Consider the following 20518-nt stretch of genomic DNA (forward strand, 5'->3'; position numbering starts at 1 on the left):
GGATTGCCGCGCTGTGCTTCCCGTGCACCTCCGTGCACCTCCGTGCGCTCGCGTAGGCCCCCGAGCCGCCGGGCATCGACTCTTTGACACCGTCGAAGGGGGAGGTGCGCCGTGCACGGACCGGCCATGTCCGGCTGGCTGCTCGTCGCGCTGTGTGGCGGGACCGGCGCGTACTGCCTGGTGCGGATGCGCAGTTGCTCCGGCGAGGCACGCGAGGCGGCCGGCGGCGAAGCCCTGATGGGGTGGGGGATGGCGGCGATGGCGGTGCCCGCCGCCGTGTTCGCGCCGCCCAGTTGGGGGTGGGTGGTGTACGCGGTTGTCTTCGGGGCGGCGGCGCTGCGCGCCCTGTGGCCGGCCCGCCGGGGCGCTCACCATCTGCATCACGTCGTGGGTTCCCTCGCGATGGTCTACATGGCGGTGGCGATGACGTCCGGCGGCGGCCACCCCGGGCATGCGGCCGCCGGAATCCCCCTGCTCACCGGCGGGCTGCTGGTGTACTACGCCGTCTACGTGCTGCGCTCCGGCGTCCGCTTGATGCCTGCGCCGTCCCCCGCGGGCGGTGTGGCGACGGTCTCCTGGAGCGCGCGGCCCGAACTGGCGCCGGCCTGCCGGCTCGCCATGGGCCTCGCCATGCTGGCGATGCTGCTCGCTCTCTGAGCCGTCTGCGGGCGGGGCGCACCGAAACCGTGTCGTACGTCACTTGGAGCGCGCGGCCATACCCGCAAGTAGCCCCGCGCTCATAGGCTGACAGCATGTTGGTCTCCCTCGTGCTGCTGCTTCTCGGCGCACTGGCCGCTGTCGTGGCCCCGCGACTTGTGTCGCGTGCCGACTGGCCGGAGCGCGAGCCCGTGGTGGCACTGTGGGTCTGGCAGTGCGTGGTCGCGGCCGTACTGCTGTGCTTCGCGCTCTCCATGACGTTCAGCGCGGCGGCGGCCTGGCAGCTTGTCCGGGGTCATGTCTTCGCGCCCGCGCCGCACGGGGTGGTGGAGGCGTACGCCCTCGGCGCGAACGAACCGTGGTCCGCCGTCCTCGCTGTCGTCCTGGCCTGCGGGGGCCTGTGGACCGGTGCGATGCTCACCCGCGAGATCCATGGGGCTCATGTCCGGCGCAAGCGGCGGCGCACAGAGCTTCTGGTGCGTGCCCCTCTGATGCCGGGCGAGGAGCCGGGCAGCGAACCTCTGGTCGTCCTGGAGGGCGTGCGGCCCGACGTCTGGTGGCTGCCGGGCGCGGCACCCCAACTGGTTGTCACCACGGCCGCGTTGCGCCGCCTGAAAGACGGACAGCTCGATGCCGTACTGGCGCACGAGCAGGGGCACGCGCAGGCACGGCACGACTGGCTGCTGCACTGTTCCGCCGCGCTCGCCAACGGCTTTCCGCAGATCCCGGTGTTCGCGGCGTTCCGCGACGAGATGCACCGGCTGGTCGAGCTGGCGGCCGACGATGTCGCGTCCAGGCGCTTCGGCCGGCTGACGATCGCCCTGGCACTGGTCGAACTCAACGAGGACCGTGGCGTGTTCGGACCCTGCCCCACGCCGGACGCCCAACTGCCGCAGCGAGTGAACCGGCTGCTGACACCCGTGCCGCGGCTCACCGCGGGCCGCCGGCTGCGGCTGACCGCGGCCGCCGCCCTGGTGCCTGTGATCCCCCTGCTGGTGGCATTCGTGCCCGCGCTGCGCGCGCTGGGATAGCTGTATGAGCCGGTGAGCGGCGAAGATCTCCCCCATGCACTTCCAGCGCTCTGCGCCTCCCACTCCGCCGGCGCACACCCGGGTCGGCGCAGCCGCCCGTACGAGCGCGCTGCTCGCCGCCCTCTCGGCGGTGCTGCTGACCCTGGTCGCGGTTTCCTGGGCCCCCCTCGTCTCCTTCGACCACACGGTCGCGGACGGCCTGCACGGCTGGGCTGTGACCGAGCCGGGGCTCACCCGGGTGAACCAGGTGCTCACCGACTGGGTGTGGGACCCGTGGACGATGCGCGCACTGCTCGCTGCGGCCGTCCTTTGGCTGTGGTGGCTGCGGGAGTGGCTGCTGGCGGTGTGGGTCGTGGTAACGAGCGCGGTGGGCACCCTCTTACAGCAGGGGCTGAAGTCCGCCGTGGGCCGGGAGCGGCCGCAATGGCCGGATCCCGTCGACTCCGCGCACTACGCGGCCTTCCCCTCCGGCCACGCGATGACGGCCATGATCAGCTGCACTCTGCTGCTGTGGCTGCTCAGGCGGCACGGAGGAGAGGGGTGGCTGTGGCACTGGAGCATCGCGGCCGCCGTAGTCTCCGTCGTCGGGGTCGGCCTCACCCGGCTCTACCTTGGCGTGCACTGGCCCTCGGACGTGGTGGGCGGCTGGCTGCTCGGCGCCTGCTGGGTGGCGCTGTCGATCGCCGCGTACGAGCGTGTGGTCTTGTCCCGGCAGCGCTGACCCCGGAAGGATCGCGGTCATGGCGATCAAGGGTGTGCTCTTCGACTTCTCCGGAACGCTGTTTCGCATCGAGCCCGCGCGGGACTGGCTTCGCGCGGTCCTCGACGCACGGGGCAGCAGTCTCCCCGAGGCCGAACTGGCCCGGTACGCCGAACAGTTGGCGGCGGCAGGAGCGCTCCCCGGCGGCTCGTCGCCACAGCGGATGCCACCAGGTCTCGCCGAGCTGTGGGAGACCCGCGACGAGAGCGCGGAACGGCACCGTGCCGCGTACACCGGTCTCGCCCGCCAGGTGGAGCTTCCGGACCCGGGTCTGTACGACGCGCTCTACGAACGCCATATGACGCCCGCCGCCTGGCGCCCGTACCCCGACGCCGCCGACGTGCTGCGCACGCTGCGGGAGTGGGGAGTTGGCATCGCCGTGGTCAGCAACATCGGCTGGGACCTGCGGCCGGTCTTCCGCGCCCACGGTCTGGATGCCTGGGTGGACGCGTATGCCCTCTCGTTCGAGCACGGCGTACAGAAGCCCGACGTACGCCTTTTCCGCTCGGCCTGTGAGGCGCTGGGCAAGGATCCGGGCGAGGTCCTGATGGTCGGCGACGACACATATGCGGACGGCGGGGCCGCGAATCTGGGATGTGCGGTCCATTTCGTGGACCATCTGCCGGTGGAGGAGCGTCCGGCGGGGCTGCGCCCGGTGCTCGGGCTCATCGACTGAAACCGACCGGAGGCTCACGGAGGCACACTTAAGGCATGACAAAGCCACCCAAACCGGACGATCCCCCGCGTCGCCCGGTTCGGGCAGCACCCCGCTGACCAGGCCCTGAAAGCCTCGCACCGGGGCACCCTGAGTATATTGGCTCGGAGCCAGTCAACGCAGGAGTCAAGCATGTCCCCGCGGAGCGCATCGGTCAATGAAGAGCTTCGTCGGCGTTCCCGGGAGCGGCTTTTGCAGGCCACCGTGGAGCTGGTCGGAGAGCGCGGGTACGAGGCGACGACACTGGCCGACATCGCCGACAGAGCGGGCTCGGCACGCGGGCTTGTCTCGTACTACTACCCGGGCAAACGGCAGCTGCTGCAGTCGGCCGTGCACCGTTTGATGCATCGCACACTGGAAGCGGCGCTGGAGCGCGAACCCAGAACCGATGACGGGCGCGAGCGGCTCGCGCGGGCGATCGACGCCATCCTCGGGCTCGCGGTCGACCGGCCCATGCTGATGCGGACGCACATGTCGGGGGTCCTGCAGGCCGAGGGGTTCTGGCAGTGCCCGGAACAGCAGCGTCTTGCAGCCCTGCTGCGCGACACGGTGGAGCGCTACGGATCACAGGATGTCGACGCCGACTATCCGCTGCTGCGCGCCCTGCTGATGGGAGCGGTTTTCGCGATCCTGCTGCCGGGGGTGCCTATGCCGCTGGCTCGGCTGCGCGCGGAACTGTTCCAGCGGTACGAGCTCGACTGGGAGCTCGGCGTCCCGCCGGGCGAGAGACCGCCCGGCGGAACGCGTGTTGAGGCAGGGGATCAGTCGCGGTCGAAGTAGTCGGGCTGGGTCTGCACATTGAGCTCGTGCAGCCGCACCCGCTTCGCCGGATCCGTGCGCCTGTCCTTGATCTTCAGCACGTCGAAGCCCTTGGCGATGTCGTTCGCGTAGATGTAGCCGTTGTAGTAGTACGCCGACCAGGCACCGCCTCCGATCAACGTGTCCGCGCTCAGCGGGCCGCGCTCGAAGTAGGCGATCTCCTTGGGCTTCGAGGAGTCGGTGAAGTCCCAGACCGAGACGCCGCCCTGGTACCAGGCCTGGACCATGAGGTCGCGGCCCTTGACCGGGATGATCGAACCGTTGTGGGCCACGCAGTTCTCGGTGTCCGCCTGATGGCGGGGGATCTTGTAGTAGCTGCGGAAGACCAGCTTGCGGTGGTCGCCCCTGCCAACGATGTCGTAGATGCCGTCAGCGCCGCGGTCCGGGCCGATCGTGGCGTTGCAGGTGGCCGCGCCGCCGCCGCCGAGCTCGTCGGTGAAGACGACCTTGTTCGCCTTCTGGTTGAAGGTCGCCGAGTGCCAGAACGCGAAGTTCACATTGTCCTGGACCTGGTCGATGACCTTCGGGTGCTCGGGGTCCTTGATGTCGAACAGGATGCCGTCACCCATGCAGGCGCCGGCGGCCAGGTCCCTGGACGGGAGCACGGTGATGTCGTGGCAGCCGGTGGTCTTGGAGACGCCCGGGTTGGTGGGCGAGCCCGGGTTGCCGCCACCGTCCGGGCCCTCGCCCGGGAAGAGCACCGGGAAGTTCACGACCGCCGCCTTCTCGGGGGCCTTGCGCGGCACCTTGATGACGGAGATTCCGTCGTGCGGCGGCCGGCAGTCCGGGAAGGTCGCACTCGGCGAGTACGAGGAGACGTAGATGTAGACGTTGCGGCGCTCCGGCACCAGCGTGTGCGTGTGGGAGCCGCAGAAGGTCTCGACGGCGGCGACGTACTTCGGGTTGCGCTTGTCGCTGATGTCGAAGATCTTCATGCCCTCCCAGGACGACTTCTCCGTCGCGGGCTGCGTGGTGCTGTTGCAGGAGTTGTCGCTGCGCGAGGAGTCGGTGGACAGGAAGAGCAGGTCACCGGAGACGGAGATGTCGTTCTGCGAGCCGGGACACAGGACCTGTGCGACGGTCTTCGGGGCTCGCGGATCGCTGATGTCGAAGATCCGGAAACCGTCGTAGTTGCCCGCGTAGGCGTACTTGCCCTGGAAGGCCAGGTCCGAATTGGTGCCCTTGAGGGCTTCCTTGGGGATGTTGACGAGGTGTTCGACGTTGTCGCTGTGCACGACCGCGTCCACTGGAGGTATCTCGCCGCTCTTGATAGCCGCCTTGGTGTCGGCGGCCTGCCCCGATGAGACCTTTCCCTGGGCGGGGGTGTCCCCGGGGTCGGGTGTGGCGACCGCTGGTCCGGCCGTCAGCAGTGTGGCGAGGAGCCCGGCCGCGGCTGCCGCCACGCCCAGACGTCTGCGCCGCACTCGGGTGGGGTGCAACAGGGTCACTGCGTCCTCCCTTGTATCCGTTCGCAGTTGAACGGTTCACGGACCTCGGCAGTATCTTCCCTTCCATGTACATCTCAACAGATGGCAACACGGACGTAATGAAAGTTTTTGATCAACGGCGTGCGGAAGCGTGCTAGGAACGTCCCCAAACACCCCAAGTGCCACAGGAGGTCACCGTGTTGAACCGCCGTAGGGCCGCGTGTGTCCGCAGGTCGGTCGCCCTGGCCGCGGTCTCGGCCGCCGTACTCGCTATGGGTGCCTGCGAGTCGGACTCCGGCACTCCCGCCAGGGCCAAGGGCGCTGCCGGACCCTCCGTGGTGGCACCGGGCAAACCGGGTGAGCCGGCCAGGACCCTCTCCCCCGAGGAAGCCGTGAAGGCCGCCCCCGACGACTCCCCCAACGTGACGGACTTCTCCTACGCGCAGATGATGATCGCGCACCACGGCCAGGCGCTGCAGATGACCGCCCTGGCACCGGACCGCGCGGGATCCACACAGGTCAAGCGGCTGGCGGAGCGGATTGCCTCCTCACAGAAGCCGGAGATCGGCGCGATGCAGGGGTGGCTGAAAACGAACGGCGGGGCGAAGGGAAAGGGCGGTCACGACCACGGGCAGGCCCCGATGCCCGGAATGGCCACCACGGCCCAACTCGCCCAGCTGCGCGGGGCGAAGGGCAAGGCGTTCGACGAACTCTTCCTGAAGCTGATGATCACTCACCACCAGGGGGCCATCACCATGGCCACCGACGCCCTGTCGAAGGGCAACAACATCCTGATCGAGGAGATGGCGAGCGATGTGATCGCTCAGCAGACGAGTGAGATCAACCGGATGCGCGCGTTGTGACCTTCCGCTGGACGGCGCCTGGCTCGGGCCGGCGGCGGTTGTGGCGTGGCGCGAGATAGCCCTCGTCTCGGGCGCCCGCAATGAGCCGGAGCGACTTGCGGCGGCTCCGCCCGGTCGCGGCCATCACGGCGAGCACCGGGTCGCGCCCGTCCTGCTGCGCGGCCCGGTAGGCGTCGGCCGCCATCCGCCGCCCGGCGCTGCCGCGCGGCACTGCTGGGCGGGCCCGGCGGCGGTCGGGACCCGGCGCGTCCGCGTGCCCGCCGGCGCAGGGTGGGGCGGGCTCCGGTTCATCGGGGGCAGGTGGCGGCGTGGCCACCCGGCAGGCGTCCTCGAGCGGGTCCTCGATCCGCTCTGCGAGCACCGCGAAGCCCCCGAGCGGCAGCGGCGGATCGGCATGCAGATCCTCAATGGCGATCTGCCCGTCGTCGACGACGGCAAGGACGTCGATGCGGGCACCGTCGGCAAAGGTCAGCCGGACGTTGAACCAGGGCGGGGGGATCTGAGGGCCGGGGATCTGAGGGCCGGGGATCTGAGGGCCGGGGATCTCGGGGTCGGGGATCTCGGGGTCGGGGCCGCTGGGCTCCGAGGTGACCGTGCCGGCACCTTGTAGCTCCCAGACGGGTGGGTAGGGCAGCGCCCCACCCAGGTCATACTGATCATTAGCGTTAAGAAACGTAGTTTCTTGCACAATTAGCACGTAACCAGCCAAATCCGGACCTTCCGCGGCGGCACGCACATCGTGACGACACAAGACACCCCGTTAGAGCATCTCCCCGATCTGCGCATACCGGTGCGATGCTGGAATCCCCTGCGGGAAGGAGCGCAGCTGTGCTTCGCGTCGCTGTCGTCGGATCGGGACCCAGCGGGGTCTACGCCGCGCAGGACCTCGTCCAGCAGAGCCGGGTTCCGGATGTGCGGGTGCACGTACTGGACCGGCTCCCCTGCCCCTACGGACTCGTGCGCTACGGAGTCGCGCCCGACCACGAGAAGATCAAGTCCCTGCAGAACAATCTGCGCACGGTGCTGGAGCACGAGCGGATCGACTTCATCGGCAATGTGGAGGTGGGCAGGCACGGGCTCGGCCCCGAGCGGCTCCTGGAGCTTTACCACGCCGTCGTCTACTGCGTCGGGGCCGCCAAGGACCGCAGGCTCGGCATTCCCGGCGAGGATCTGCCCGGCAGCCGCTCGGCCACCGATTTCGTCTCCTGGTACAGCGCGCATCCCGACTCGGCGGGCAACGGCTTCGCTCTCGGGGCCCGTTCGGCCGTGGTCATCGGCGTCGGCAATGTGGCCGTCGACGTGGCCCGCATCCTCGCGCGGGGCGCGGACGAGCTGCGGCCCACCGATGTGCCGCAGACGGCACTCGGGGCGCTGGCGCTCAGCCAGGTGCGCGAGGTGCACATGGTGGGCAGACGCGGCCCCTCGCAGGCGAAGTTCACCACCAAGGAGCTGCGGGAGCTCGGCTCGCTGCCTGCGGCCCAGGTACTGGTCGATCCCGCGGACCTCGCGCTCGACCCCGCGTACGCGGATCCATCTGCTTCCGCCGTGTCCGCGCTGCCCGCGGTCAACCGGCGCAACCTCGATGTCGTACGCGGCTGGGCGGCGCAGCCTGCGCAGAGCCGGGACCGCCAGATCCATCTACGGTTCTTCCTGCGTCCGGTGGAGCTGCTGGAGCAGGGTGGGCAGGTGGCCGGCGTACGGTTCGAGCGCACCGTTCCGGACGGTGACGGAGGCATTCGGGGCACCGGAGCGTACGAGGAGATCGAGGCTCAGCTGGTGCTGCGGGCAGTGGGCTACCGCGGTGTCCCGCTGCCCGGGCTGCCGTTCGACGAGGGCCGCGGCACGGTGCCACACGCGGCCGGGCGGATACTGCGGGACGGCGTACCGTCGCCCGGGGAGTACGTGGCGGGGTGGATCAAGCGCGGCCCGACCGGGGTGATCGGCACCAACCGGCCGTGCGCCAAGGAAACGGTGGCCTCGCTTCTCGACGATGCCGCGACGCTCGCACTTCGGCCCGTCGCCGAGGATCCGCTGGCCGAACTGCGTAAGTCTGGACACCGCCCCGTGCAGTGGCCGGGCTGGCTGTCGATCGAGACGGCGGAGTCGGTGCTGGGCCGCACGCTCGGCCGGCGTACCGTCAAAATCCCTGACTGGCCAGGGCTGTTGAGCGCGGCGGGCGATTGAGCGACGGGCGCGGGCGCGCCCGCGCCTCAGCCCTCGCCGAGGCGCTCCGCCTGGCCGCCGGCGGCGGCGAGGACGCTGTCGAGCAGCCCGGGGAAAAGCGCGTCCAGGTCGTCCCGCCGCAGTCCGTTCATCTTGGCGGTGCCCTGGTAGGTCTGCTGGATCACGCCGTTCTCACGCAGGACGCGGAAGTGGTGGGTGGTCGTCGACTTGGTGACGGGCAGGTCGAAGTGCGAACAGGACAGTTTGTCCTCGGCCCTCGCGAGCTCACGCACCACACGCAGCCGCATCGGGTCGGAGAGCGCGTGGAGCACATTCTCCAGACGGATCTCTTCGCGCGTGGGATGGGCAAGCACGCGGGGGCTTGTCACGGTGGTCACGGCGGCTCCACTTCATCGGGGTCTCCATTGTACGAGGGCTCTCGTAGTTTGACACTCGCCGTAATACGGTGAATGCCGTACGAGCCGAAGAGCCGAGCCGCACAGGCAATGCGGGACGACGGATGGCATGATCGCCGCGAACCGTGCTCCTCGTACAGCCGTGAGGCGCGGTGCAGTGCGCGAAAGGAGCTGACTCCATGTCCCGGCGCGGAGCTGACCTCGACGAACTCGACCGCAAGATCATCTCGGCCCTGATGGCCGACGCGCGGGCGAGTCTGCGGGAGATCGGCGTGTCGATCGGCCTGTCGGCGCCCGCCGTCAAGCGCCGGGTGGACCGGCTCAGGGAGCAGGAGGTGATCACAGGTTTCACCACGGTGGTGAAGCCCGCGGCGCTCGGCTGGCACACCGAAGCGTATGTGGAGGTGTTCTGTGACGGAGCCGCTCCGCCGAGGAGACTGGCGGAGGTGGTCCGAAATCACCCCGAGGTCCAGTCAGCCGTGACGGTCACCGGACGAGCCGACGCCATCCTGCACATCAGGGCGCTGGACGTCGCGCACTTCGAGGACGTCCTCGAACGAATCCGGTCCGAGTCTTTCGTGAAGGCCACCAACAGCTTCATCGTGCTCTCGCACCTTCTGCCGAGCAGCCCCGAGGCCGGATCGGGAAGCATCACGCCGGACCTGACCTAACAAGTAGTGGCTCCACATCCCTTACACGCAACATTGTTGCGAGTAGACGCAATTCATTCGTCTTGTCGCTGTCCGTCACCATCTCTAGCGTGGTGGGTACCCCCGGTCCGATGAGAGGAAGACGCGGATGCCGTCCATCCGAACCGCGAGGAAGCGCCGGTATCTCGTCTGCCCGCCGGAGCACTTCGACGTCCGTTACGCCATCAACCCCTGGATGACCTCGGGGGAGCCGGTCGACATCGGCCTGGCGCGGAAGCAGTGGGACGGGCTCGTATCCCTGTATCGCGAGCTGGGTCACACCGTGGAGGTTGTGGATCCGGTCGAGGATCTCCCCGACATGGTGTTCGCGGCCAATTCGGCAGTGGTGCTCGACGGCAAGGCGTTCGGCGCACAATTCCATGCACCGGAGCGGCAACCGGAAGCCGCCCATTACCGGACCTGGTTCCAGAGGGCCGGATTCGAGACTCGGATCCCGTCCCATACCTGCGAAGGAGAAGGCGACTTCACACCGGTCGGCGGATACATCCTCGCCGGCACCGGGTTCCGCACGCTTCCGGCAGCCCATCCCGAAGTCCAGGAATTCTTCGGCACGCCGACAGTGAGTCTTCACTTGATCGACCCGCATTTCTATCACCTGGACACAGCCCTCTTCGCTCTCGACGACAGCAATATCGCCTACTACCCGGGCGCTTTCTCCAAAGGCAGTCAGCAGGTCCTGCGGACTCTTTTCCCGCACGCCGTCGTTGCCACCAGGGAGGATGCGCTGGCCTTCGGGCTCAACTCCGTCTCCGACGGACGCAATGTGGTGATGGCGCAGGACGCGACGGGCCTCATGGAGGACGTGGCAGCGCTCGGCTACGTCCCCGTCTCCGTGGACCTCTCGGAGTTCCGCAAGGCTGGCGGCGGAGCGAAGTGCTGCACGCAGGAGCTCCGCGAGTAGGGCGTCGCCGGTGCAATGTACGAGAACTCTCGTAGTTTGACACTCCCCGTACTACGATGGGTATCGTACGAGTCGTACACCGGCCCCACCCCGATTGGAGTCCGCCGTGAGCGCGCTGTTCCAGCCCTACACCCTGCGGTCGCTTACCGTCCCCAACCGCGTCTGGATGGCACCCATGTGCCAGTACAGCGCGGAGGTGTTCGGCCCGAACGCCGGCGTCGCGAACGACTGGCACTTCGCCCACTACGCCGCCCGCGCCACCGGCGGCACGGGCCTGATCCTCACCGAGGCGACCGCGGTCAGCCCGGAGGGCCGGATCAGCCCCGCTGACCTCGGGATCTGGAACGACACCCAGGTCGAGGCGTTCCGCCGGATCACCCGCTTCCTGGGGAGCCAGGGCACCGTCCCCGGCATCCAGCTGGCGCACGCCGGGCGCAAGGCGTCCACCGACCGCCCCTGGAAGGGTGGCGCACCGGTGGGCGCCGACGATTACGGCTGGCAGCCGCTCGGGCCAAGCCCGCTCCCCTTCGACGAGGGGCACCCCGTCCCCACCGAGGTGACGGCCACTCAGATACGGGACATCACCGGCCAGTTCGCGGCCGCCGCCCGCCGCGCGCTGGACGCCGGATTCGAGGTCGCCGAGATCCACGGTGCACACGGCTATCTGATCGGCGAATTCCTGTCGCCGCACAGCAACCAGCGGGACGACGAGTACGGCGGGTCCTTCGAGAACCGCACCCGCTTCGCACTCGAGGTTGTCGACGCTGTGCGCGCGGTGTGGCCCGACGAGCTGCCGCTCTTCTTCCGTATCTCCGCCACCGACTGGCTGGACGAGGCCGGCTGGACGGCCGACGACACGGTCCGCTTCGCCACCCTGCTCAAGGAGCACGGCATCGACCTCCTCGACGTCTCCACCGGCGGCAACGCACCGCGGGTGCGCATCCCGGCCGGACCCGGCTACCAGGTGCCGTTCGCCGCGCAGGTGAAGGCGGAGACCGGGCTCCCGGTCGCCGCGGTCGGCATGATCACCGACGCCGGGCAGGCGGAGAAGATCCTGGGCAACGGCGAGGCCGACGCGGTGCTGCTCGGCCGCGAGCTGCTGCGTAACCCGTCGTGGGCCCGGCACGCGGCCCGTGAGCTGGGCGGCGAGATGCGCATCCCGGAGCAGTACCACCGCTCGGTCTGAGATCCCCGTGAGATCCCGGCACTCCGGCGACCGATGAGTTCAGGGGCCCCGGCCGGTCTGCACTGAGTACGTACGTACTCAGGAGGCACATCGTGCTGCTCGAAAACAAGAACGCCGTCATCTACGGAGGTGGAGGTGCCATCGGCGGGGCGGTCGCCCGCGCCTTCGCCCGCGAAGGTGCGCGGGTCCATCTCGCCGGACGCACCCGCAAGAGCCTGGAAGAGGTCGCCGATGCCGTCCGCGCCGCGGGTGGCACGGCCGAGACCGATCAGGTCGACGCGCTCGACGAGGAGGCGGTCGACCGGCACGCCGATGCCGTGGCCGAGCGGGCCGGGAGCCTCGACATCTCGTTCAATCTCATCTCGTACGCCGAAGTCCAGGGGACGCCGCTCGCCGGGATGGCGCTTGCGGACTTCGAGCGGCCGGTCCACAACGCCGTACGCACGATGTTCCTGACCTCCAGGGCCGCCGCGAGGCACATGATGAGGCAGAAGTCCGGCGTGATCCTCGCCTTCGGCGGTTACGGCGACCCGCCGCGCGACCACTACATGGGCGGATTCCAGGTGGCGTTCGGCGCCGTGGAGTCCCTCCGCCGGAATCTGGCCTGCGAGCTGGGCCCGCACGGTATCCGAGTCCTCACACTCCAGACCGGCGGCGTGCCCGAGACGATCCCCGAGGGATTCGAGTGGGGCAAGGCCATCACCGAGGAGATCGCAGGGAACACCATGCTGGGCCGGGCGGCCTCGCTCGCCGACGTCGGCAATGTGGCGGTCTTCGCCGCCTCGGACCTGGCTCGTTCGATGACCGCGACAGCTCTCAACATCACCGGCGGGTCGGTCGTCGACTGAACCGTCCGCCCAACCGTCTGCACAGATCGCCCCCGAAGACCGTTCCCGAAGACCGTTCCCGAAGACCGTTTCACACTCGGGCTGAGCTGCGAAAAGACCCGCCCCACGGGCCGCTGTCAGTGGGCGGGTGCAGACTGGCCCGTATCCGAGACAGCGGCGTCCTGGAGGTAAAAGGCCATGACCGATGTTCTTCTGACCGTAGGCACTCGAAAAGGGCTCTTCATCGGCCGCAGGCGTGGCGGCACATGGGAATTCGACGGCCCGCACTTCAATGCGCAGGCCGTGTACTCGATCGGGATCGACACGCGCCGGTCCGTGCCCCGCCTGCTGGTGGGCGGCGACAGCGCGCACTGGGGCCCTTCGGTGTTCCACTCCGACGACCTCGGCAAGACCTGGATCGAGCCGGAGCAACCGGCCGTGAAGTTCCCCAAGGACACCGGGGCGTCACTGGAGCGCGTTTGGCAGCTGCATCCGGCCGGTCCCGCCGCGCCGGACGTTGTGTACGCGGGGACGGAGCCTGCCGCGCTGTTCCGTTCGGACGACCGCGGCGCGACCTTCGAGCTCGTACGGCCCCTGTGGGAGCATCCCACCCGCTCGAAGTGGGAACCGGGCGGCGGCGGTGAGGCGGTGCACACCGTGGTGACCGACCGCCGGGACCCTCAGGCCGTGACGGTCGCGGTGTCGGCGGCCGGGGTGTTCCGCTCCAAGGACGGCGGCGCAAGCTGGGCACCCTCCAACCAGGGGGTGTCGGCGGTCTTCCTGCCCGACCCCAACCCGGAGTTCGGGCAGTGCGTCCACAAGATCGCACAGGACGCGGGCGATCTGGACCGGCTGTATCTGCAGAACCACTGGGGTGTGTACCGCAGCGACGACGCGGGCGCCAAGTGGACCGACATCGGCGAGGGGCTGCCGTCCGACTTCGGTTTCGCGGTCGCCGCACATCCGCACCGCCCCGACACGGCCTATGTCTTCCCGATCACGGCCGACGCGGACCGAGTGCCTGCCGGACGTCGCTGTCGCGTCTACCGTACGAGCGACGCGGGCGGCAGCTGGGAGGCGCTGTCGGCCGGGCTGCCCGAGGGCGACCACTTCGGCACTGTGCTGCGGGACGCGCTGCGCACGGACGACGCGGATCCGGCCGGTGTGTACTTCGGCAATCGCAACGGCGAGGTGTATGCAAGCGCGGACGACGGAGACAGCTGGCAGCTGCTCGCCTCCCACCTGCCGGATGTGCTCTGCGTACGGGCGGCGGCCATGGGTTGAGAGACATGGCCGCCGCACCAGTAGAGTGACGCCCCGTGCGAGCGGGCACCGCAAGGTGTCATTCGTTTTCAAATGCGCCTGGCCGCCTGACCAGCGCGAATACCCAAGAGCCACCGCCAAGCGCGGTGGCTCTTCTCGTTGGGAGGCCCCATGGCCAGAGACAAGGGACGCGTGGATCTTCGCGTGGACATACGCGAAGCCCTCGCGCCGTACATGGACACGGAGTCCAGCTACCCGGCGGTCACCGCCGTGGTGACGGCGGTGCTGCCCCACTTCGAGCTGGCGTACAAGCGCGGCCAGGAGGCCGCGGGCAGCCGCGCCGGATACCGCGTGGTGCAGGAGAACGAGCGTCTCCGGCGCGAGCTGGAGTTGGTCAAGAAGGGACTGACGTGACGACTGACGAAACACCGCCTGGCCGCCTTCAGGGCGGCCTTTCTCGTATCCGCGACCGGCTACACCTCCTCCGCTTCCTGCGGAAGAACGGCAATCGCATCGCCTGGGCGTTCGCCGAGGCCGTCATTGGTGCGGGTGTCGGCGTCCTCGCCATCGCGGCGTACTGCGAATACCGATAGGAGGCGATGTGCTAGAGCGGGACGAGCGGCGTTTCTACGCCAAGGTCGCCCTGCCGAATGAGCAGGGCTGCATGTTGTGGCTCGGCTGCCGGACACAGTCCGGCTATGGCCAGTTCAAGCTGGGCGGCCAGGCCGCGTACGCCCATCGCCTCTCTTATGAGCTGGCGTACGGGTCCGTGCCGGAGGGCACGGAGCTGGACCACCTTTGCCGAGTGCGCGCATGCGTACGTGCGGATCACCTGGAGGCGGTAACGCATCGAGAAAACACTCTGAGAGGTGACACGATCCCCGCCCGGCGCGCCATAAAGACCCACTGCTTGCGGGGCCATCCGTACAACACGGAGAACACGTACCGCTCCCCGAAGAACCATCGCAGCTGCCGCAGCTGCCGCCGTGAGCGAAGGCGGTGATTCGGATGTTGTATGCCCCGGAGCGGCGCTGGATAGACCGGGCTCTGTGTCAGGACGTGAGTCCAGCGCTCTTCTTCGCTGAGAACGCCAGCCAGTTGGGGCGTACGCCGTTCCCGCATGTGCAGGAGTCCTGGAACAAGGCCAAGGAGATCTGCGCGCAGCCCTGTCCTGGAGGAATGCCGACGGGACACCCTCGGTGAGGAGTTCGGGGTGTGGGGCGGCAAGGACGAGCATGAGCGGCACTTGGAGCGCCGCAAGCTGCCCCGCAAGGCCAAGAGCTGGGAGCCGTCGCTACGCCTTGCCTGGGGCAAGGAGCTGTCTCGGCTCCGACCCAAGAACCTGCCCATGGACTGGGCCGACATCAGGCGCATGACCGGCATTACCAAGCCTCTTGGTGAAGAGCTCATTGCCGAATGGCGGGAGCACTGCCGGGTCCAGACCGAGCAGGCCGGAGCGCTGTCATCGACCTGCCGCTACCGGAGCACGACACGCCCCCCTTCCCGCCCGGCCGTGGCGACAGTGACATGTGGGTGCGCCACAACGGCTTGGTGGCCAGCGGCTATTACCAGGGCGAGACCTCTGACGGGCAGTGGATTCGCGTCCAGGTCAAGACCGGCAAGGGCAACGCCATCAAGTGGGTGCGACGCGAAGACGTCCGCTTCCACGATCCCAAGCCCGTGATGATCATTGAGTACATCGGGAGGCCCGATCGTGCCGAGCAAGAGCCCGCCCAAAAGGCGGGCTGAGGCCCCGAAACACATCTCGCACAGCGCCAGGGAAACCCTGGAGAGATGCGCCAAGAGCTATTTCTTGGGCCGCATCGCAGGAGCCCCCATGTCATCCAGGCACTGGATGACGTCAGATCAAGAACACATCGCCTGGCCGTAGTCGGCCAGATTCAATAGACGATTCTCCGGCCAGGAGGGCCCGGAGGTCCGCATTGACTGGGTCGTCAATCAGGAGCACGACCCAGACTCCTACGGTCGCCTGCTGAAGCTGCTGTTCTTGCCCCGCGCTGACAGACCCGCCGCATAGGATGCGGCCCACATGGGTGATCCCGGCGGTGCAGCAACACCGGCCGGGATCTGTCAGTCGTGAAGGGACCGACAGTGACCAAGACTCTCACGCTGAGAGCAGTGGACTACCTCAGGGTGTCCACCGAGGAGCAGGCCAAGGGCTACGGCGTGCAGGCCGCCTCCAAGAAGACCACCAAGCACATTGGCAGGAAGGGCTGGGAGCACATCGGCACCTTTGCCGACGAAGGGCTCAGCGGCTCTCTGGAGGCTCACGACCGCCCCGACCTCAAGCGCCTCATGGAGGAGGCCCGATCCACCCCCCGCCCCTTTGACATGGTCGTGGTCTCCGAAGGCCGGGCCATCGGCCGCACCGGCCGCGCCTTCTGGCGCTGGGTGTGGGAGCTCGAAGAGCTCGGGGTGTACGTCGCTGTCGTCAAGGGCGACTACGACAACTCCACTCAGGACGGGCGCAAGAAGATGCGCAAGGATGCGGACTATGCCGAAGAAGAGCGCGAGATCATCCGCGAGCGCACACAGGGCGGCATCCAGGAGAAGGCTGAAGAGGGCGGCCACTTCGGCGGTAACGCCCCGTACGGCTGGCGCATCGAGGACAAGGGCAAGCTGAAGCTCAGCCGTCTAGTCATTGACGAGGACGCGGCCAAGGTACTGCGCGAGGCGTATCGCCTCATGGCGGGCGAGCGCATGAACATGCGCGAGGCCGCCCAGGAGCTCATCTTGCAGAACCATCCAGCCCCACGCGGCGGCAAGTGGTCCGCCAACAGCCTCCGCAAGATCCTCAAAGGCGCGCCCGTTCAGGAGGGCGTGCGCATCTACCGCAGCTCCAGAAGCTCCACCGGCACGCGCGGCACCAAGCTGGACGCCGACGGCCGCCCGGTCTACGGCGAGACCGTCACCGTGGAGCTGGACCGCATCTTCACCGAAGAGGAGGTGACCAAGCTCAACGCCGCCATGGAGCGCACCGCACGCAAGCCCTTCAAGAAGGGCGGAGCCGCCCACCCCTTGAGCAAGCGCCTCTACGGCGCTTGCGGCAAGCACTACACCGGGGTCAACCGCACCGACCGGTACGGCCGTTCATACCGGTGCTCGGGAAAGATCGAGGCTTACGCCGGACAGCCGCGCTGCGGCTGCTCCCAGGTGGATGCCCAGGGCCTGGAAGCCAGGGTCTGGGGTGAGGTCTGCAAGCTCCTTCAGGACCCGGAGCGCCTTCAGGCCATGGCTGGCGACTGGGCCGACCTCGCAGCACGGAGCGGCGTGAATTACGAGGACCGCATTGCCGAGCTGGAGCAGCAGATCAGCGGGCAAGACGCCGCGATCACCGCGGCGGTCGTCGCTGCCGCCAAGGAACCGGACGCTGCTGCTGCCATCGGTGCGGCGGTGGCTCAGTTGAAGGACGAGCGGGCCCGCCTGAATGACCTCCTGGAGGAGGCCAAGGCGTGGCACACCGAGTCCCTGGCCGCCGGACAGAGGGCCCGGGACCTTCAGGCCCTGGCCGAGATGGCCCGCGAGCGGCTGCACGACATGCAGCCACAGGAGCAGGCCGAAGTCCTGGCGCTGCTGGATGTGAAGGTCACCATCCTGGGCGAGGTGCCGGTACGGGTGCGCGAGGACGACCGCGTAAGCGGCTGGTTCCGCTCACGCAAGCGGATCGTCCCTGACCTGACCGATACCGCCTGGGCGCTGGTTGCGCCGGTCCTGACCGCCAAGCGGCCGGGGCGGCCGACTCTGGACCCACGCACGGCGCTGGACGCCATGCTGCACAAGGCCCGCACGGGCTGCACCTGGCGGGATCTGCCGGAGCACTACGGCCGCTTCGGGACGGTGGCCAGCGCCTTCAACCGCTGGCAGCGCTCAGGCCTTTGGGAGCAATCCCTGGATCTGCTGGCGGGCCTGCCCGGCACGCCGCTGCCGGAGGTCATCGTACTGCCGCCCCTTCGGGTTGAGGGACGGCTTGACCCGCGATTGCTTATTGGCGAACAAGTGGCACCTGGAGAGATGCGCTCGTGGCAGCACGACCCTTGAAAGAAATCATCGAGCCTGGGTGGGCGGACGCCCTCGCTCCCGTGGCCGAACACGTCGCCGCGATGGGGGACTTCCTGCGGGCGGAGATCGCCGCGGGACGCACCTATCTGCCGGCCGGACCGAATGTGCTGCGCGCCTTTCAGCAGCCCTTCGAGGACGTGCGCGTCCTGATCGTCGGTCAGGATCCGTATCCCACGCCCGGGCACGCCGTGGGGCTGAGCTTCTCGGTGGCGCCCGAAGTGCGGCCGGTGCCCGGCAGCCTGGACAACATCTTCCGGGAGATGCACGCCGACCTGGGGCACCCCCGACCGGCCAACGGCGATCTCACGCCATGGACCCGGCAGGGCGTGCTGCTGCTCAACAGGGCGCTGACCACCGCGCCCCGCAAGCCCGCCGCGCACCGCGGCAAGGGCTGGGAGGAGGTGACCGAGCAGGCCATCCGGGCCCTCGCCGCGCGCGGCAAACCCCTGGTGTCCGTGCTGTGGGGGCGTGATGCCCGCAATCTGCGTCCGCTTCTCGGCGACCTCCCGGCGATCGAGTCCTCGCACCCCTCCCCCATGTCCGCGGACCGCGGCTTCTTCGGCTCCCGCCCGTTCAGCCGGACCAACGAACTCCTCGAACGCCAGGGGGCGCAGCCGGTCGACTGGCGGCTTCCGTGACGGTGAGCTGGGTCCTCGCAGTGGACTCCGGCGGCTCCGGTCTGCGTACGGCACTTGCCGACGCCTCCGACCCGGCACGCGTCGACAGTGTCGAGTCGCGCGAGCCGGTGCGCACCGGCGAGGGGGGCATCGACGCGGAGCATCTGCTGGACCAGCTGCTGCCGATGGCGCGCACACTGCTGGACCGGGCCGGGGGCGGCACCGTGTCCGCGGTCGCGATCGGCGCGGCCGGGATGGCGACGCTCGGCGGCCGGCTGCGCGCCGAACTCCCCGCCGCACTGGCCGAGTCACTGGGCGTACACCGTCTCGCGCTCGCCGCGGACGCGGTCACCGCATACACAGGGGCGCTCGGCCAGCGTCCCGGGGCCGTGGTCTCGGCAGGCACCGGCATGATCGCGATGGGTACGGATCTGTCCGCCTGGCACCGGGCTGACGGCTGGGGCCATCTGCTGGGCGACTGCGGCGGGGGCGCCTGGATCGGCCGGGCCGGTCTGGAGGCTGCGCTGCGCGCCCACGACGGGCGGCGCGGCGGTTCCGCCGCGCTGCTGGCCAGGATGGAGTCGGTGTTCGGTGCGGCGCAGGAGCTGCCGGGAATGCTGTATCCGCGCCCGGACCGGCCCGCGGTGCTCGCCTCCTTCGCGCCCGAGGTCGGGCGGTGCGCGGCGGAGGGCGACGCGGTGTCCGCGACCATCCTCGCCGGGGCCGCCCGGCATATCGCGGAAGCGGCCGCGGCCGTGTGTCCACCGGCCGCCAGTGCACCCGGTGGTTGTGAAGTCGCCCTGACCGGCGGGCTGTTCAAGATGGGCGACCCACTGCTCGTACCACTGAGGAGTGAGCTGGCCGGGCAGCTGCCGCACGCCCGGCCGGTGTCCGCGGCGGGCGATCCGCTCACCGGCGCGGTGCTTCTCGCGGCGGCGCTCGCCACCGATTCGCTGCGACTGCCACGCCATCCGACGCTGCTGCATGTACCGACAGAGCAGGGCAGTTGAGGCGTACGACATTCACCGGATAAATACGGACAGATAACACTTGAGTGCCCCCTCCCCGAACAGCCGCACCCCCAAAACCAGTAGCATGCGGCGCCATGAGCTCCCCCACTGGGCCCGCATCCGGCCTGCCTGTACGAATGCCGCGACCCCGCCAGTCCGGGCGGCACCGCCGCCCGGAACCCGTGGCGGCTCCTGAGGGCGCGCCCGCGCTGGTGCTCGCCGTTCCCGGCGCTCCCGCGTACGCCACGCGCAGCCTGGCCGAAGAGGTCATAAGCATCGCCCGTTCCGAGCTGCCCGGCCTCGACGTGGCCATCGGGTATCTCGACGGCGACGACGCCGAGTACCCCACGCTCGAGAGCGTCCTCGCGCACACCGCCGCCCGGCGCACCGAGCGGTACGAGATCGCGAAGGCCGCCGGCCGTGAGGTGGCCGCTCCCGAGGGTCCCGCCGCCGTCGTGGTACCGCTCCTCGCGGGCCCTGACAACGCCCTGATGCGGCGTATCCGCCAGGCCGTCATGGACAGCCGCGCGAGGGCCGAGCTGACCGACGTCCTGGGCCCGCACCCGCTGCTCGCCGAAGCACTGCACGTCCGGCTCTCGGAGGCCGGCCTGGCGCGCGCCGACCGCGCCCGGCTGTTCACCGTGGCCACGGCGGCCGACGGCATCATCCTGGCCACGGTCGGCGGTGAGGAGGCCGTCCAGGCTGCCGGGATCACCGGCATGCTGCTGGCCGCGCGCCTCGCGGTGCCGGTGATGGCCGCGGCGCTCGACCAGGAGGGCGCGGTGGCCGCGATCGCCGAGCAGCTGCGCGGCTCCGGCTCGGCGCAGCTCGCCCTGGCCCCGTATCTGGTCGGCCCGGAGCTGCCCGAGGGCCTGCTGGAGGCCGCCGTCAAGGAGGCGGGCTGTGCCGCCGCCGAGGCGCTCGGCGCCTACCCGGCGATCGGCAAGCTGGTGCTGTCGCAGTACACGACCGCGCTGGGCATCGCCCCGCAGCCGCAGGGCTCGCCCTCGCACTGACGGCACGGTCGTAGGTACGCAGAGCAGATGCGCAGAAGGGCCCGCACCACTCGAACG

General features: G+C 69.3%; 25 protein-coding genes. 21 read left to right on the top strand and 4 right to left on the bottom strand.

Translation table 11 applies throughout. The annotated features are described in order from the left end of the window. Positions 1 to 111 precede the first annotated feature (111 nt). The 5 genes from ACH492_RS13525 to ACH492_RS13545 all read left to right on the top strand — a co-directional run bounded on the left by ACH492_RS13525 (position 112) and on the right by ACH492_RS13545 (position 3943). Positions 112 to 657 carry a DUF5134 domain-containing protein gene (locus ACH492_RS13525; RefSeq protein WP_398985921.1) on the top strand — a complete coding sequence of 182 codons (546 nt, stop codon included), beginning with the start codon at positions 112 to 114 and terminating at the stop codon, positions 655 to 657. Positions 658 to 752: 95 nt separating this feature from the next. Beyond that, positions 753 to 1688: a M56 family metallopeptidase gene (locus ACH492_RS13530; RefSeq protein WP_398985923.1), complete on the top strand. Its 936-nt coding sequence runs from the start codon at positions 753 to 755 to the stop codon at positions 1686 to 1688. Between the two features lie 34 nt (positions 1689 to 1722). Continuing rightward, positions 1723 to 2409: a phosphatase PAP2 family protein gene (locus ACH492_RS13535; RefSeq protein ID WP_398985925.1), complete on the top strand. Its 687-nt coding sequence runs from the start codon at positions 1723 to 1725 to the stop codon at positions 2407 to 2409. 19 nt (positions 2410 to 2428) lie between these two features. Continuing rightward, positions 2429 to 3124, top strand: a complete 696-nt coding sequence (locus ACH492_RS13540; RefSeq protein ID WP_398985927.1) for an HAD family hydrolase — start codon at positions 2429 to 2431, stop codon at positions 3122 to 3124. Positions 3125 to 3295: 171 nt separating this feature from the next. Next, entirely contained in the window at positions 3296 to 3943 is a 648-nt protein-coding gene (locus ACH492_RS13545; RefSeq protein ID WP_398985929.1) for a TetR/AcrR family transcriptional regulator, read from the top strand. On the opposite strand, the gene ACH492_RS13550 is transcribed toward ACH492_RS13545, so the two are convergent. Next, positions 3925 to 5430 (bottom strand): LVIVD repeat-containing protein, encoded by a 1506-nt coding sequence (locus ACH492_RS13550; protein ID WP_398985931.1) that lies wholly within the window; start codon positions 5428 to 5430, stop codon positions 3925 to 3927. The genes ACH492_RS13545 and ACH492_RS13550 overlap by 19 nt on opposite strands. A gap of 176 nt (positions 5431 to 5606) precedes the next feature. Here ACH492_RS13550 and ACH492_RS13555 point away from each other — a divergent pair, with 176 nt between their 5' ends. Beyond that, entirely contained in the window at positions 5607 to 6272 is a 666-nt protein-coding gene (locus ACH492_RS13555; RefSeq protein ID WP_398985933.1) for a DUF305 domain-containing protein, read from the top strand. Here ACH492_RS13555 and ACH492_RS13560 read toward each other — a convergent pair. Further along, complete coding sequence (locus ACH492_RS13560; RefSeq protein ID WP_398985935.1) at positions 6250 to 6960, bottom strand: DUF6214 family protein; 711 nt, start codon at positions 6958 to 6960, stop codon at positions 6250 to 6252. The genes ACH492_RS13555 and ACH492_RS13560 overlap by 23 nt on opposite strands. Before the next feature lie 140 nt (positions 6961 to 7100). Here ACH492_RS13560 and ACH492_RS13565 point away from each other — a divergent pair, with 140 nt between their 5' ends. Next, positions 7101 to 8456 (top strand): FAD-dependent oxidoreductase, encoded by a 1356-nt coding sequence (locus ACH492_RS13565; RefSeq protein ID WP_398985937.1) that lies wholly within the window; start codon positions 7101 to 7103, stop codon positions 8454 to 8456. A gap of 26 nt (positions 8457 to 8482) precedes the next feature. Here the strand turns inward: ACH492_RS13565 and ACH492_RS13570 are convergent, their stop codons facing one another. After that, complete coding sequence (locus ACH492_RS13570; protein ID WP_398985939.1) at positions 8483 to 8833, bottom strand: ArsR/SmtB family transcription factor; 351 nt, start codon at positions 8831 to 8833, stop codon at positions 8483 to 8485. A 197-nt stretch (positions 8834 to 9030) separates the two neighbouring features. Between ACH492_RS13570 and ACH492_RS13575 the strand changes: the two genes are divergently transcribed. From ACH492_RS13575 to ACH492_RS13605, 7 genes are all read left to right on the top strand, one after another. Next, a complete protein-coding gene (locus tag ACH492_RS13575; protein ID WP_307664921.1) occupies positions 9031 to 9522 on the top strand; it encodes an Lrp/AsnC family transcriptional regulator in 492 nt (163 codons plus the stop codon). Between the two features lie 127 nt (positions 9523 to 9649). Next, positions 9650 to 10462 (top strand): dimethylargininase, encoded by an 813-nt coding sequence (gene ddaH, locus ACH492_RS13580; RefSeq protein ID WP_398985942.1) that lies wholly within the window; start codon positions 9650 to 9652, stop codon positions 10460 to 10462. Positions 10463 to 10568: 106 nt separating this feature from the next. Next, positions 10569 to 11648 carry an NADH:flavin oxidoreductase/NADH oxidase gene (locus ACH492_RS13585; protein WP_398985944.1) on the top strand — a complete coding sequence of 360 codons (1080 nt, stop codon included), beginning with the start codon at positions 10569 to 10571 and terminating at the stop codon, positions 11646 to 11648. 92 nt (positions 11649 to 11740) lie between these two features. Next, the gene (locus ACH492_RS13590) at positions 11741 to 12496 is read left to right on the top strand and encodes an SDR family NAD(P)-dependent oxidoreductase (protein WP_398985946.1); all 756 of its coding nucleotides are present in this window, start codon (positions 11741 to 11743) and stop codon (positions 12494 to 12496) included. Between the two features lie 177 nt (positions 12497 to 12673). Beyond that, positions 12674 to 13759, top strand: a complete 1086-nt coding sequence (locus tag ACH492_RS13595; protein WP_398985947.1) for a WD40/YVTN/BNR-like repeat-containing protein — start codon at positions 12674 to 12676, stop codon at positions 13757 to 13759. Between the two features lie 150 nt (positions 13760 to 13909). Further along, a complete protein-coding gene (locus ACH492_RS13600) occupies positions 13910 to 14152 on the top strand; it encodes a hypothetical protein (protein ID WP_398985948.1) in 243 nt (80 codons plus the stop codon). Next, a complete protein-coding gene (locus tag ACH492_RS13605) occupies positions 14149 to 14331 on the top strand; it encodes a hypothetical protein (RefSeq protein WP_398985950.1) in 183 nt (60 codons plus the stop codon). Before ACH492_RS13600 ends, ACH492_RS13605 begins: the two co-directional genes overlap by 4 nt. 11 nt (positions 14332 to 14342) lie before the next feature. Here the strand turns inward: ACH492_RS13605 and ACH492_RS13610 are convergent, their stop codons facing one another. Continuing rightward, positions 14343 to 14588: a hypothetical protein gene (locus tag ACH492_RS13610; protein ID WP_398986241.1), complete on the bottom strand. Its 246-nt coding sequence runs from the start codon at positions 14586 to 14588 to the stop codon at positions 14343 to 14345. Between ACH492_RS13610 and ACH492_RS13615 the strand changes: the two genes are divergently transcribed. The 7 genes from ACH492_RS13615 to ACH492_RS13645 all read left to right on the top strand — a co-directional run bounded on the left by ACH492_RS13615 (position 14508) and on the right by ACH492_RS13645 (position 20461). Further along, positions 14508 to 14741 carry an HNH endonuclease gene (locus ACH492_RS13615; RefSeq protein WP_398986225.1) on the top strand — a complete coding sequence of 78 codons (234 nt, stop codon included), beginning with the start codon at positions 14508 to 14510 and terminating at the stop codon, positions 14739 to 14741. The two genes, ACH492_RS13610 and ACH492_RS13615, sit on opposite strands and share 81 nt — an antisense overlap. 5 nt (positions 14742 to 14746) lie before the next feature. Next, positions 14747 to 14941, top strand: a complete 195-nt coding sequence (locus tag ACH492_RS13620) for a WhiB family transcriptional regulator (RefSeq protein WP_398985952.1) — start codon at positions 14747 to 14749, stop codon at positions 14939 to 14941. 213 nt (positions 14942 to 15154) lie between these two features. Next, positions 15155 to 15487, top strand: a complete 333-nt coding sequence (locus ACH492_RS13625) for a hypothetical protein (protein WP_398985954.1) — start codon at positions 15155 to 15157, stop codon at positions 15485 to 15487. 363 nt (positions 15488 to 15850) lie between these two features. Further along, a complete protein-coding gene (locus ACH492_RS13630) occupies positions 15851 to 17797 on the top strand; it encodes a recombinase family protein (protein ID WP_398985956.1) in 1947 nt (648 codons plus the stop codon). Further along, on the top strand, positions 17779 to 18456 hold the full coding sequence (locus ACH492_RS13635; RefSeq protein ID WP_398985958.1) for a uracil-DNA glycosylase: 678 nt from the start codon (positions 17779 to 17781) through the stop codon (positions 18454 to 18456). Before ACH492_RS13630 ends, ACH492_RS13635 begins: the two co-directional genes overlap by 19 nt. Then, the gene (locus ACH492_RS13640) at positions 18453 to 19445 is read left to right on the top strand and encodes an N-acetylglucosamine kinase (RefSeq protein WP_398985960.1); all 993 of its coding nucleotides are present in this window, start codon (positions 18453 to 18455) and stop codon (positions 19443 to 19445) included. The genes ACH492_RS13635 and ACH492_RS13640 overlap by 4 nt, the downstream gene beginning before the upstream one ends. A 95-nt stretch (positions 19446 to 19540) precedes the next feature. After that, positions 19541 to 20461 (top strand): sirohydrochlorin chelatase, encoded by a 921-nt coding sequence (locus tag ACH492_RS13645; RefSeq protein WP_398985962.1) that lies wholly within the window; start codon positions 19541 to 19543, stop codon positions 20459 to 20461. Positions 20462 to 20518: the final 57 nt, after the last annotated feature.

The organism is Streptomyces sp. NPDC019443, assembly GCF_044389785.1.
Classification (GTDB): Bacteria; Actinomycetota; Actinomycetes; order Streptomycetales; family Streptomycetaceae; genus Streptomyces.